This window comes from Flavivirga spongiicola, from assembly GCF_030540825.1.
Classification (GTDB): Bacteria; Bacteroidota; Bacteroidia; order Flavobacteriales; family Flavobacteriaceae; genus Flavivirga; species Flavivirga spongiicola.
Map to the genome: position 1 here is coordinate 1,966,032 of NZ_JAUOEO010000001.1, position 14,066 is coordinate 1,980,097.

16 protein-coding genes are annotated in these 14,066 nt (G+C 32.1%); all 16 read right to left on the minus strand.

The genetic code is table 11. The features are described from left to right. Positions 1-21: 21 nt before the first annotated feature. Positions 22-528: a hypothetical protein gene (locus Q4Q47_RS07815; protein WP_303306096.1), complete on the minus strand. Its 507-nt coding sequence runs from the start codon at positions 526-528 to the stop codon at positions 22-24. Between the two features lie 234 nt (positions 529-762). Then, positions 763-1,623, minus strand: a complete 861-nt coding sequence (gene atpG, locus Q4Q47_RS07820) for an ATP synthase F1 subunit gamma (protein WP_303306097.1) — start codon at positions 1,621-1,623, stop codon at positions 763-765. 105 nt (positions 1,624-1,728) lie between these two features. Next, complete coding sequence (atpA, locus tag Q4Q47_RS07825) at positions 1,729-3,303, minus strand: F0F1 ATP synthase subunit alpha (RefSeq protein WP_303306098.1); 1,575 nt, start codon at positions 3,301-3,303, stop codon at positions 1,729-1,731. Positions 3,304-3,330: 27 nt separating this feature from the next. After that, a complete protein-coding gene (atpH, locus tag Q4Q47_RS07830) occupies positions 3,331-3,867 on the minus strand; it encodes an ATP synthase F1 subunit delta (protein ID WP_303306099.1) in 537 nt (178 codons plus the stop codon). Beyond that, positions 3,867-4,373 carry a F0F1 ATP synthase subunit B gene (locus Q4Q47_RS07835; RefSeq protein WP_303306100.1) on the minus strand — a complete coding sequence of 169 codons (507 nt, stop codon included), beginning with the start codon at positions 4,371-4,373 and terminating at the stop codon, positions 3,867-3,869. The genes atpH and Q4Q47_RS07835 overlap by 1 nt, the downstream gene beginning before the upstream one ends. 91 nt (positions 4,374-4,464) lie before the next feature. Beyond that, a complete protein-coding gene (gene atpE / locus Q4Q47_RS07840) occupies positions 4,465-4,656 on the minus strand; it encodes an ATP synthase F0 subunit C (RefSeq protein WP_102756010.1) in 192 nt (63 codons plus the stop codon). Between the two features lie 43 nt (positions 4,657-4,699). Beyond that, positions 4,700-5,785 (minus strand): F0F1 ATP synthase subunit A, encoded by a 1,086-nt coding sequence (atpB, locus tag Q4Q47_RS07845; protein WP_303306101.1) that lies wholly within the window; start codon positions 5,783-5,785, stop codon positions 4,700-4,702. 116 nt (positions 5,786-5,901) lie between these two features. Further along, entirely contained in the window at positions 5,902-6,288 is a 387-nt protein-coding gene (locus Q4Q47_RS07850) for a hypothetical protein (protein ID WP_303306102.1), read from the minus strand. After that, positions 6,288-6,533: an AtpZ/AtpI family protein gene (locus Q4Q47_RS23800; RefSeq protein WP_303306103.1), complete on the minus strand. Its 246-nt coding sequence runs from the start codon at positions 6,531-6,533 to the stop codon at positions 6,288-6,290. Before Q4Q47_RS23800 ends, Q4Q47_RS07850 begins: the two co-directional genes overlap by 1 nt. Then, complete coding sequence (locus Q4Q47_RS07860) at positions 6,478-6,912, minus strand: bactofilin family protein (protein WP_303306104.1); 435 nt, start codon at positions 6,910-6,912, stop codon at positions 6,478-6,480. Before Q4Q47_RS07860 ends, Q4Q47_RS23800 begins: the two co-directional genes overlap by 56 nt. Positions 6,913-6,928: 16 nt before the next feature. Then, a complete protein-coding gene (porW, locus tag Q4Q47_RS07865; protein ID WP_303306105.1) occupies positions 6,929-9,499 on the minus strand; it encodes a type IX secretion system periplasmic lipoprotein PorW/SprE in 2,571 nt (856 codons plus the stop codon). Between the two features lie 536 nt (positions 9,500-10,035). Beyond that, complete coding sequence (locus Q4Q47_RS07870; RefSeq protein ID WP_303306106.1) at positions 10,036-10,743, minus strand: ABC transporter ATP-binding protein; 708 nt, start codon at positions 10,741-10,743, stop codon at positions 10,036-10,038. Between the two features lie 11 nt (positions 10,744-10,754). Next, on the minus strand, positions 10,755-12,233 hold the full coding sequence (locus tag Q4Q47_RS07875) for a DUF5687 family protein (RefSeq protein WP_303306107.1): 1,479 nt from the start codon (positions 12,231-12,233) through the stop codon (positions 10,755-10,757). 6 nt (positions 12,234-12,239) lie between these two features. Then, entirely contained in the window at positions 12,240-12,647 is a 408-nt protein-coding gene (locus Q4Q47_RS07880; RefSeq protein WP_303306108.1) for a DUF2059 domain-containing protein, read from the minus strand. Between the two features lie 273 nt (positions 12,648-12,920). After that, positions 12,921-13,634 (minus strand): hypothetical protein, encoded by a 714-nt coding sequence (locus Q4Q47_RS07885; protein ID WP_303306109.1) that lies wholly within the window; start codon positions 13,632-13,634, stop codon positions 12,921-12,923. 53 nt (positions 13,635-13,687) lie between these two features. Further along, on the minus strand, positions 13,688-14,026 hold the full coding sequence (locus tag Q4Q47_RS07890) for a PadR family transcriptional regulator (RefSeq protein ID WP_303306110.1): 339 nt from the start codon (positions 14,024-14,026) through the stop codon (positions 13,688-13,690). Positions 14,027-14,066 lie beyond the last annotated feature (40 nt).

Genomic DNA, 14,066 nt, shown 5'->3' on the forward strand with positions numbered 1-14,066 from the left:
TGCAAACCAAAAGATAAGCTATTACCTATTTTGAGGTGCTATAGGGTATCTCGCAGTTGCTTTTTTAACAATACCGGAAATCTTATAATAAAACGTTTTTTTACCTCGCTTATAACTCACTATACATTCTGTATCTTTTAATTCGAAAGGTGGTTTTTTAGTCATTTCCGGAACTGGATTACCGTATTCAGCCAAAGAGTCACTACTCATAATAATATCATGTCTTTGGTTAGCTTCAGATTTAAAGCGTCCTATAAAAACAGATGCACTCTTTAATTCTAATTTTACTTTTTTTCCTTTAAAATAGAGGCTGTCTAAAACAATTTTATTGGGGTTTGATTTTATTGGAATGAATAGATTATAGCCTGATCCACCGCCTCTAACACCTGAAACCCAATGTTGAGAATAAACGTCTCCTATTTCTAAAGGTAATGTATCCTCTAATTTTTGAGTGCTTGCACATTGTGTAAACCCTATGGCTATTAACAAAAACAATAATAAGCTTAGCGTATTTTTCAATGAGTCCATTCTAAAAAGTTTAGTATTATAAATATACAATTTCAAAATTGATGCCATAAAAAAGCCTCACTAAAAGTGAGGCCTGATATTATTTAGACTTAGACCCTTCGACTGCGCTCAGGGTGACAGCTTTTTTAACTATTTAGTGTTTCCACTTTATTTGGATATTTGACTCCGCTAAGCTCCGCCTAATTGTTCAACGCTTCCACTCTTTCTAGACCATTTGACTTCGCTATGCTCCGTCTAATTGTTCAACGCTTCCGCTCCACCAACAATTTCAAGGATCTCATTAGTAATGGCAGCTTGACGTGCTTTGTTGTAAGTTAATTTAAGTTGATCTCTTAACTCAGTAGCATTGTCCGTTGCTTTATGCATCGCTGTCATACGTGCGCCATGTTCACTTGCAAAAGAATCTCTAACACCCTTATATAATTGTGTTTTTAACGATTTAGGTATTAACTCTTCTACAATCTCTCCTTTTGATGGCTCAAAAATGTAATCTGAATTGTTATTAGCATCTCCTTCAACAGGAACAATTGGTAAAAACTGTTCTGTCATTACAATCTGAGTCGCTGCATTTTTAAACTTATTATAAACGATCTCAATTTTATCGAAATCGCCTGAAACAAACTTATCCATTAACAACTCAGCAATGACTGCAACATTATCAAAAGTTAAATCTTCAAAAACGTCACTTTTATTAGCAATAACTCTATTTTGTTTAGCGAAAGCATCATTCGATTTTTTGCCTATTGCTACAACAGATACATTTTTATCTGCATAAACAGTATCAATTAAATTTTGCGTTTGTTTAATAATGTTTGAATTAAAAGCACCACATAAACCTCTGTTAGAAGTGATAGGAACTATTAAAACGTTATTTACCTCACGTTGTGTTGAAAATTTACTTCCAGAATCTGTATCTAAAGTCGCACTTAAGCTTTGTAAAAGCTCCGTTAACTTATCTGCATAAGGACGCATAGCAGTTATAGCATCTTGTGCCTTCTTTAACTTTGCAGCCGATACCATTTTCATGGCACTGGTAATCTGCATCGTTGAAGATACCGATGATATTCTGTTACGTATTTCTTTTAAATTTGCCATTGGCCCCATCTAACCTCCCCAAAGAGGAGGGATTTTTATTAATTGTACTTAATATTTTAGATCCTCCTGACAATTCCTCCCCTTTGGGGAGGCTGGGAGGGGCTTTTAATACTTTCCTGATAAATCTTTTGCTACAGTCGTTAATGTATCTGTAACTTCATCAGTTAATTTACCTGCTTTTAATGTACTAAGTACATCTGCATGTTTTGCTTTTAAGAATTCAATAAAATCTCTTTCGAATTCTTTAACTTTCTCAACAGGGACATTTCTTAATAAGTTTTTAGAACCTGCATAGATTATTGCTACTTGGTCTTCAACTGTAAATGGATCATTTTGAGCTTGCTTTAAGATCTCTACGTTACGTTTTCCTTTTTCAATTACATTTAAAGTAACGGCATCTAAATCTGAACCAAACTTAGCAAATGCTTCCAATTCACGGAATTGCGCTTGGTCTAATTTTAAAGTACCTGCTACCTTTTTCATTGATTTAATCTGTGCATTACCACCAACACGAGATACAGAAATACCTACATTAATTGCCGGACGTACACCAGAGTTAAATAAATCTCCATCTAAGAAAATCTGTCCATCTGTAATAGAAATTACATTTGTTGGAATATATGCAGAAACGTCACCTGCCTGTGTTTCAATAATTGGTAAAGCTGTTAAAGAACCGCCTCCTTTTACTAATGGTTTTAATGAGTCAGGTAAATCGTTCATATCTTTAGCGATATCATCATCATTGATAACTTTCGCAGAACGCTCTAATAATCTAGAGTGTAAGTAAAAAACGTCACCTGGATACGCCTCACGTCCCGGTGGACGACGTAATAATAAAGATACCTCACGGTATGCAACCGCTTGTTTAGATAAATCATCATAAACAATTAAAGCTGGACGACCAGTATCTCTAAAATACTCACCAATAGCAGCACCTGCAAAAGGCGCATAAACTTGCATTGGAGCAGGATCTGATGCATTTGCTGCAACAATAGTCGTATAAGCTAAAGCTCCTTTTTCTTCTAATGTTTTAGCAATTAAAGCTACTGTTGATGCTTTTTGACCAACGGCAACATATATACAATATACAGGCTCGCCTGCATCGTAAAATTCTTTTTGATTTAAGATCGTATCAATACAAACCGCTGTTTTACCAGTTTGACGGTCACCAATAACCAACTCACGTTGTCCACGTCCTACAGGAATCATGGCATCAATAGATTTAATACCCGTTTGTAATGGTTCTGTTACTGGCTCACGAAAAATAACACCCGGCGCTTTACGCTCTAAAGGCATTTCGTAAGTATCTCCAGAAATCGGTCCTTTACCATCAATAGGATTTCCTAAAGTATCTACAACACGTCCAACAATCCCTTCACCTACATTAATAGAAGCAATACGAGATGTACGTTTTACTGTAGATCCTTCTTTAATTCCTACTGAAGGTCCTAATAATACAATACCAACGTTATCTTCTTCAAGATTAAGTACGATACCTTCTAATCCTCCATCGAATTCAACTAACTCCCCATATTGGGCATTAGCCAATCCGTAAGCACGTACAATACCATCACCTACGGTTAGTACAGTTCCTACCTCATCTAATGAAGCACCTGCTTCAAAACCTGAAAGTTGTTGTTTTAAGATTGCTGATATTTCAGCTGGTTTTACTTCTGCCATCTTATTATTTATTTAGATACGAATATCTTAGTTTAATGTAAATTCTCTTTTTAATTTGCTCAGTTGATTTGCAATACTTGCGTTGTATTGTATATCTCCTATGCGTAAAATGAAACCACCTAAAATGCTTTCATCTATAATATTTTCTACTTCAACGTTTTTGCCTGTAAGTTCTTTTGCTTTTGCTAAAACTTCTTTCTCTAAACCTGCTGTTAAAGCAATGGCTGTTGTAACCGTTGCAAGCTCGATGCCCTTTGATTGATCAAATAGTTGGTTGTATTTTAAAGCGACATGCCCTAAAATATCAATTCTATTATTATTAACTAAAGTATCTATTAAGCTTAAAGTTGTTTTATCTGATTTCTTAAAAACCTCTAATAAAACTGTTTTTTTTACTGAAGAACCAATTACAGGGCTTTGAAGTGTATCACTTAAGTCTTTGCTTTCTGCAATAGTATTAGCAATTAACTTCATATCGTTATTTACAGCCTCTGCTGATTTTTGATCTGACGCCAAACTTAATACTGCTTTTGCGTAACGTATTGCTGCTCTTGCTCCTGCCATTATGCCTCAGTTAATGATTTTTCACCTAACATAGTTTCAATTAATTCCAATTGTTTGTCTTTGTTAGATAATTCATTACGCACTACTTTCTCAGCAATATCTAAAGATAAACCTGCTACGTGATTTTTAAGTTCAGCCATAGCTGCTTTCTTTTCACTTTCAATAGCAGCTTGTGCTTGTTGAATCATTTTATTAGCTTGCTCCTGAGCTTCTCCTTTAGCGTCTTCAATCATTTTATTTTTGATATCACGCGCTTCCTTCAGCATAGTTTCGCGTTCTGTTCTAGCTTCTTTTAATAACTTTTGATTATCAGCTTGAAGGTTTTCCATTTCTAATTTTGCTTTTTCAGCAGAATCCAATGCATTTTTAATTCCTTCTTCTCTGTCATTTACTGAATCTAAAATGGGTTTCCAAGCAAACTTTTTTAACAAAAATATTAATGCTACAAAAAGTACAGCCTGCCAAAAAAACAATCCTAAAGAAAACCCTCCTAATAATTCTTCCATAATAATTTATATTTCTAAAATAACTTATGTTTAATTTTAAAAGAACAGCTATAACCAACCGTTATAGCTGTTTCTCCTTTTTGTTTGGTAATTACACTGCAAATAAAGCAGCGAATCCAATACCTTCAATTAAGGCTGCTGCAATAAGCATAGCCGTTTGAATCTTTCCTGTAGCTTCTGGTTGACGTGCAATTGCTTCCATAGCTGAACCACCGATCCTTCCGATCCCGATTCCTGCTCCAATTACTACTAAACCTGCTCCTACGATAGCTGGAATTTCCATAATATATATAATTAAAAATTAAACATTCAATTTAATAATCCGCTTAATGATGATCATGTTCTTCAACCGCCATACCAAAATACAACGCTGATAGTACCGTAAAAATATAAGCTTGTAACGCCGCAACTAATAATTCTAAAATCCCAAGCACAAAGGCTAATAAAAATGATAAAGAACTACCTAACCAACTATTGAATACAAACATCATCCCGATAATACTCATCAATACGATATGTCCTGCCGTAATGTTCGCATACAAACGAATCATCAATGCAAAAGGCTTGATAAAAGTTCCCAATAATTCAATTGGCGCTAATATTATTTTCATTGGAACAGGTACTCCTGGCATCCAGAAGATATGCTTCCAATAATTTTTATTTCCTGAAAATGTTGTAATCAAATAAGTAATAATTGCTAAACAAAATGTTACGGCAATATTGTTTGTAACATTCATTCCTATTGGAGTTAATCCAAAAAGATTAACGATCCACACAAAAAAGAATACAGTTAGCAAATAACTCATATATCTTTTGTAATGTTTCTCACCAATATTAGGAACCGCTATTTCATCTCGCACATATAACACTATTGGTTCTAAGAAACGCCCCATACCTTTTGGCATACCACCATTCTTTTTATAAGCACCGGCCATTCTCTTAAACATAAAAAACATGATTAAGAATACCATCATAATCATGGTTACGTTTTTAGTAATTGAAAAATCTAAAGGCTTCTCGTTAGTCGCATGATGATGATCATCTTCAATGATTTGTCCATCAACGCCATCAACCTTATAAATTTTCGCATGATGCACTCTATAGAAACTTCCACCTGCTTCGGCAACAGTTTCTCCATGATGGAATTTTGATGAAGAAAACACTTTTAAACCATTATCCCATAAAATTACAGGTAATGGAAATCCAAAATACTTATGTTCTCCAGCTTCAGTTGTGTACGAAAACAAACTAAAATCGTAAGAATCCTGTAAATGGTGTTGAATATATTCTTTTATTTCAGTCTTTTGATCGGTTTTTGGTTCACCGTGACCGTCTTGCTCTTTCCCAAAAGAAACAAAGGTTACTAAAAGTAATAATAATGTAATTGGTTTTAAAGATATTTTTCTACGCATATCACTCTAAATAATAGTGGCTTAAAAATCGCTGCAAAGGTATGTTTTTATATCAAAAACAAAAACAATTTTGCTTTTTATTTTAAAGGATTGTCTTAATGAAAAAATTATAGAGACTATTCGAGTTTGTTTAACCATTTACTTAAACTTACCGATTCTAAAACTAAACCAAAAGCATAGGGTATAAAAAAAGCTGCAAACTCTAGTTTAGTAATGATATTGTCGAATTTGTAAAAAGGATAGAACAGCATAAAAAAGATAGCAAATTTTAAAAAACTGCCTGCTAAAAATAAAAAGCCTAACTGACTTTTATATTTTCTTTTAAGCAGATAAAGTATCCCGAAAATAGCAATGATTAAAATGAGGTTTACTATATATGATAATATAATTCTATTTTCAAAAAGCGGAAGGTCTAAAATACTTAATATACCTATGTGGGTACAAAAGACTAACGCTAAAACAATAAAGGCTTTTAATGCAAAATTAAAAAAAGGATTATTCATCAATATTTAATTCGATTGACTTGTTTAAGAACGGCGTATAGCGAAATAGCAACCCCTAAAAGTGTCATAATTATAATATATAGTTTTTCACCATCATTATAATTAGTGTCAAGCCACTTACCTAGAAGTACAAACAGGTAAATAGTAACTCCCATTTGCAAACCTATCCCTGTAAGAATAGCAGCGTTTTTAAGCTGTTTTTTCGGTTTCTGGTCTTTTTTCTGGTCTTTGTTGTTGTTGTCCACCTTTATTTATTTCTTTTACGGTGCCTTTCATAGTGCAGGTTACATTAAATGTAGCTCCAGGTTCAACAGCTAATTTACCAGCAACTACTTCGCCTTCAATATAAGCAGATGCTTTTAGTGTTAATGTACCTGACAGCTCCAGTTTTCCGGAAAATTTACCATCAAAATAAGCGTCTGTACCATTCAAGGTTCCTTTAATAAAACCTGTTTTACCAACAACTACTTTTCCTGAAGTTTTAATATTTCCTTCTATAATACCATCTATTCTAAAATCACCTTCGCTATTAAAATCACCAACTATTTTGGTGCCTTGTGCTATAATGTTTTGACTTGGTTTTCCTTCTACCATTTGTTTTTCTTTTTTATTCTCGGAGAACATAATGAGTGCTATTAATTTAATTATTATTTATATTCAAATAAGCATCTAAATTTTTATGAATTTGAACAATTTGATAATTTGCAGATGCTATTGCAAAATAGGGTTCTTTTATTTTATTTTTATCTTCTTCAACTATTATTTGATCAAATGCTTTCGCTACTTGTGCGTTTTTTAGACCATGAACAATCACAAAAACAGTATTTGGATTATAAACATCGACCGAAGATTTTAAATCATAATATTTTATGTTTTTCAAAACATCATCTAAGACTTTTTGAAAGCTTAAAACTTGCTCCATTTCTGGATTTTCAAATTTAAAAATAATTTTGTAATTATTTGTTACGTCTTCATGATCTTCAACAAAATCTTTGTTTATGAGTTTGGGTAAAATATTAGCTTCAATATTTTGGGCTTGTTGGCCCTCTTCTGTATTTGCATAAGTAACAGCTATGTGCTTGACTGCTTTATTATAAGCATCATATCCATATAATCGCCCTATCGCTGTAGCTTTTAATAATTCGAATTTTGGTACAATGGCTTCTCCATCAAATACATTTATATAATTTTCACTTTTAGAAATCACATCTGCATATTCCTGATTTTCATGCTGTTCGTAAAGTGTTTCATATAAACTTTCTGGGCTATTTTCATCTCGCTCTGTCGCCAATTCCGGACTACTTAAAATAGTAGCATATCTAGAGTCTGGATACGTAGAGATAATCTCATTCTTAGCAATTTCAGCTTCATCATTCTCGCCTAAAACTTCATAAATCTTATATAGATTGTATTTAGATGGTAATATTAATCGTTCCTCCGGATTGCTTTTAAGTAAATTTTGAAATTTGCTTTTCGCTAATTCGTATTCCTTAAACTTTTCTTTATAAATTAAGCCTAACTGATAATAAGCATAGTTACGCTCTTTAGAAATACTATCAATTTCTTTTTCTTCGGAAGGGATTTTAGATATATAAAATTGAGGATCAAATAATTCTTCTTCCGTCGCAGAAGCTAAAACATTATTATTATTTATATCGTTACTAATGCCTCCTGATTTTGCTTTGTCGGACCATCTCCAATCATCTTCTAAACTTCTATCTCCCCAAATTTTCACAAATTCATTTTTACCATATGCTACCGTTGTAGGATTATAAAAATAAAATACCGTTGCCTGATTAGGTGCTCTTCCTCGAGGATTTTGACCTCCCAATGTATTATTAACGGTCACCAAACCGGCATTACGTTTTGCAGCTTCTTCTTTTTTCTTTTTTTCTTCTTCTTCCTCTGCTTGAATCTTTAGCTTCTCAACTAATGATTCGAAATAAGCTAATCGCTCTTCTTCTGGTAAATTTACAAGCCTTAAAACACTATCGTTAGCTTGTGCAATAGTTTCATAATAAATAACGTCTTCCAGATTGTCTCGTTTACGTTTAATAACACGATATGGTTTAGAATTTAAAACTAAATTTCCTAAAGTACTATCATAATATTCACCAGCGGCTTTATAAATAGATTTGTCAAAATTCATATCACCAAGAATTTCATAATTCCTAGCTTTCAACAATTTATCTTGAGAATTAGTTCGCAACGATTTGTTATAATATGCTATTGCTAAAGTATCTGATTGATTATTTAAATGATATTCTGCAATTTGATGATAAATCTTGTCTAAAAAGGGTCTATTTTCTCTATTTTCTTGAAGTTCTGTTAGTAATTCTGTTAACTCTAATTTATTACCGTTCTCATAATCGAAATTCTTAACTTTTTCGATATGAGCACTTATCATATAAATTCTTGGTGTTTTACGATTAAGTGCAATCACCTTATCGAATGCCATATTTGCACTGTCTTTTTTACCTAATTTATTATACAATTGCCCTTGTATAAAACGGTAACGTCCACGTTCATCATTACTCTTAGCGGCATTTGATGCTATTTCCAATTGCGTTATAGCACTATCAACAGATTTTGTGTTTAGATATGCTTGTGCTAACATAGACGTAGCATCTGCTAAATCTTGCCCTTCTAAATCCTCTTGATACAAAAGGCGTTTCAAATTTTTAATAGCTAAATCGTCATTATCTAAACGAATATTCGTTTTTTCACGCCATACCTTCGCCTGGTTTATCTTATCACTCGCCGGATATTTATAAAGTATATAATTAAATGCTTCTAAGGCCGGTATAAAACGCTGATCAAAATATCTGGATTTTCCTAATAGTAGGTGTGCTTCATCCATTTGTGGATTTTTCTCTTTCCCATCAATATTCATACTATGCTTCTGAATGGCTTTAACAGCCTTTTCTTCTGCTCTAGTAAAACTTTCGTTTTTAGATTGTCCAGGAAGTACAATCTCATCGAAGATTTGCATACGTTCTATAGGAAGAACCTCCCAATAATTATCGGTATAACCCTCATTAAGACTTAACCTTCCTTCTTCTAAAGCATTATAACCATTATAAAGGGTATTAAACTCTGTCGCAACCGCATGAAAGTTTCGGCTAATAAATTTGTCCTTTTTTCTGGAGCAACTTACAACCAATAATGTAGCACATAGAATAATCAATATCGCTTTAGAAGGTCTTTTCAATGCTGGTATCTTTAAGTCTAAATAAATAACTATAAACTCTCACATATATTATGTAAGCAGGTAAAAATAAACATCTTTTTTGATTAACCTATAAAATCAAAGGACTTTTGAGCTAAAAGCATCTTGCTAAGCTGTTGTGAATTGGTTGTTGGTTGTTGGTTGTTGGTTGTTGGTTGTTGGTTGTTGGTTGTTGGATATTAAAAATATTTCTCGCAAAGACACGAAGACGCAATGAAAAGTTTTAAACTATTACTAAACATTGTAAACTGAGATTGAACATTGGATATTAAAAAAAATCTCGCAAAAAACTCTAAGACGTAGAGAAAACTTCAAACAACTAATAAACACTATAAACCAAGACTGAACACTGGTTACTGGTTACTGGTTACTGGTTACTGGTTACTGGTTACTGGTTACTGGTTACTGGTTACTGGTTACTGGTTACTGAATACTAAAAAATTCCTCGCAAAGACACAAAGACGCAATGAAAAGTTTCAAACCTCCATTAAACACTGTAAACTGAGACTTAACACTGATTACAAAACATCTGTTCCGGCAAAATGCACTTCAAGTTCTTTTAATGTAGCTTCGCTCGTTTTTAAGTCTTTTACGATTTCACCTTTTTCAAGTACAACAATGCGCTCACAAACATCGGTAACATGCATTAAATCATGACTAGAAATTAAAACGGTAGTCCCTTGTTTTTCAGCTAAGTCCTTAATAATTCCTTTAAGACGAATTTGAGTGGTCGGGTCTAAATTTGCAAAAGGCTCGTCTAGAACAATAACTTCCGGGTTTCCAATCAAAGCAGCTACAATCCCTGCTTTTTTCTGATTTCCTTTACTTAAATCACGTAAATATTTTTTTTGCCCTAGTATTTCACCATGAAAAAAATCCTCAAACTGAGCTACTAGTTTATTAACATCTGCTTTATTTTGACCGCGTAATTCGCCAATAAAATAAAAGTATTCTTCAGCTGTTAAATAGCCTATTAAAAAACTTTCATCAATGAATGCTGAAGTAAACGGTTTCCAATCTTCACTTTCGTTTACTTGAATATCATTGCTCTTTATAAACCCTGTTGACGGTTGAATTAAGTCTAGAAGCAAACTAAAGTAAGTGGTTTTTCCTGCACCATTATTTCCTACTAAGCCAAAACTTTGTCCTTTTGGAATTTCTAATGACTCTATATTTAAAACTTCATTTCCACTATATTTCTTTGATAAGTTTGAAGTTGTTATCATAATGCTATGTGTTAATTATTTTGATCGAAGGCATCAATCATTTTATATTTTGATTCTAAATATTTTTTAGTAATTGTTTTCATTAATTTTTGGTGAAAAACGACACCTATTACACCAAGAGTAGCTAATGACAAACAAGCTATTTCGAAACCTATTAAAAAGTAAAACAATGCAAATATCCCCATAGGTATTAGCAACAAAGGAATCCCTATAAGCCATTGTACTGCACCAGTTCCTTGGTAGTTAAAAGCTGCTTTTTGATTTAAATCAATTTTTTTGCGATTAAAAGAACCACCATATAGAATAACGTGTGTATTAATTCCTAGGTTATAAATGGCTGCTGCAAAATGGGCTAATAATATTTTCCATCCAAAGTAAACATAAGGGATACTTAGCACAAATAATATAATAATACTTAAAGCCATTAGTGTGAACTTTGATTTTAAATACTGTTCATATTTAATATTTTGACTCATAAGGAGTTTATAATAGCCACTATCCCAAGCTGGAATAAACTGTCCAAAATTGATTAAAAAGATGCCTGTTACAAAAACGCCAATAAAAGCAAAAAACCATGGCATATCTTGATACATGGGTTGTGGGTAAAAAAACAGACCATAAAATAATCCGATTGCTAGCATCCAAACAGAAGACTTGGTACGCTTGTTACGCCAAAGCAGTTTTAAATCTAATTGCATAAATGGTGCAATATCCCCAAAGGTTTTTGTCCATTCAAGATTAGACGCATTTACTTCTTTAACTTCCTTTTTTAAACCGCTATCTAAAAATAATTTTTGCTTTAAAATCTTAAAGTTGAAGAAATAAAGACCAATCAAAACGAGCAAAGGAATCCCAATTAAAACAGGCGTTTTATAAATAGCATTAAATCCATTTGCAACAACCTCAGTAAAAGAAACAACATTAAAATAGTTTAATACAAATAGCCCACCTGTTAATATAATTATGGGTAAAAAAGACAGTTCCTTTTCTGCCGAAAAACTCTCAATAATAAAATTTAAGAAATTAATACAAAGGGTTACCAGAATGAGGGCTAGCATCCAAACCAATACAGAACTTGGCGAGTAATCTTCTACAATTAAGGTAATTCCAAATGGTATAATAGCAAAAAGCGAGAGGTAATTAAAAAATGATGTTATCGATTTGCCTAAAACATAATTAACAATTTTGCTTCTTTTAACAGGTAGTGTTAGTAATGGTTTTACACTCATTACAGGTAGTTTTTGAAAGAAAAACCTAAAAATTAAGTCACCCAAAATCCAATAAAAAAGATAGTTATTAACAATAACTAGCGGATCTTGATCTGGAAAAGCTTCTTTAAGTCCAGGGTACATTATCAGTCCCATTCCCAAAAACATAGCTATAAAATATAGCGCAAAAAAGCCCATCAATATTTTTACAGCAAGTCCTTTACCAAAATTGGCAGACCGTAAAAAAGATTTCCACTCTAAACTTAAAAAGTTTTTAATCATACCTGGTTAGTTATATTTTTGGGCTATCCCTTGTACTTCCATGCCCCAAGACTGTCCAAACATCATTGCTTTTTGGGTGAGGCCTAATTGCTTTTCTGCTAATTTTTTACCTAAATCTGTGTTATAAAAAGCGACTAATTTTTTTATTTCATTTTGAGTAAATTCAGCCATGTAAAGCTCAGCCATTTTAACATACAATGCCTCTAAAGTTCCTTTCGCTTCTTTGGTATAGGCTTCTTTATTCGCTTCTGAAACCCCAGATCCAATTTGAGCTATCGCATTTTCAAACGCTGCTCCGGCACCTGTAAGTTTTATAAATTCAACTGTTTCTTTTTCGAATTCAGTATTTTCTTGTGCTTGTGTTTTAAATGTTATCGCAATTGCAAATAAGCATACTAGCAGTACTTTTTTCATTTTATTGATTTTATAATTATGGTTAATGTTCTTATTGATATATGTATTTATATATTAAAAAATGTTACATGTTTTATAAAAGATTATATTCGGAATACTCTTTTAATGTTTTCGATCTTAATTTTTCTGGAATTATTTTAATGGATACATAAAGAGCAATCATATACAAAACAATGGATATAGAAACTATTAATTCTGTTTGAACATCATACCATTCAACAAAGTTTTTTTGTGTAAAAACGAAGAGTTTTTGTATTTGGTTATATGAAACTTTCATGAAAGCATTAACTTATAGCGTTCCTTATAAACTCTAAGAGTAGATATATAAATATTTAAACTATGTCTTAAAAAAGGAAATAACAACAAATAAAATACAATTATAAACACATATGGCTTTGGAAAAACATCTTTAAAAAGGGAATTAAACACTTCTATAAAAAAATAATTTAGGGACATAAATAGTGAACCTGTTGCAATAGCCATTTGCATATTTAAAGATTTTCTACTTGCTTTTGCTATTGAATAAAAGAGTTTTATAAATTCTGGTATACAAGCACAACACATTGCCACTAAAAAAGCTGCTTTTTGATGGTATCTATATACAGTGAGAACAAGTAGAACTAATGCAATAAATTCTAATAAGAATCTAGTTGAAAACACATAAGGAATAAAACTTTTCCAATAATTTTTATTTAACTTTCTTCTAATTTCTTTTCTCTTAGTTTTTAAGAGTTTTTTAAATCCTATATTGCTATAATACAATTGCTTTTCAAATGAAGGGTTTTTATAATGTCCTAATTTATTGCCAAATCCCTCATGAACATCAAGCAATGCTTCATTAAATGAAATGCCTTCTTTATCTATCTTTTCCTCTACAGCAGAAACTATATGATCTAGTAATTCTGTTCTTACATCCCAATATTTCACTTCATTCTTAATGAGGTAATTATCTATATACAGTATTTCTGCCTTATTAAGCTTTTTCACACGTTTAAATTTTAGTAATCATTTGACATTAAATTAATTAATGTTCGTTTCAATTATTCTAAACGAAATTTAGGATTTACCAATGCACGCATGGTTTTAATGTAATTTTCAAGTTCAGCCAATTTGTTAACTGTTTCTTTAGTGCCTTTCTCGGTAAGTTTATAATACTTTCGCAACCTATTATCCACTTTTAAAACCTCAACATCCAATAAGCCTTCAGCTTCTAATTTATGTAGTGAAGGATAAAGGGCTCCTTCGGTTATTTTAAGCTCATTTTTTGTAATCTCCTTTACTCGTTGCGTAATTTCATAGCCATACATTTTATCATGCTCATTCAAGAGTTTTAGAATAATTGTTACAAGACTGCCTTTATATAATTTTGCGTTTCCCATACTATACAAATATATACATAAAATTCTTATGCATAAATTA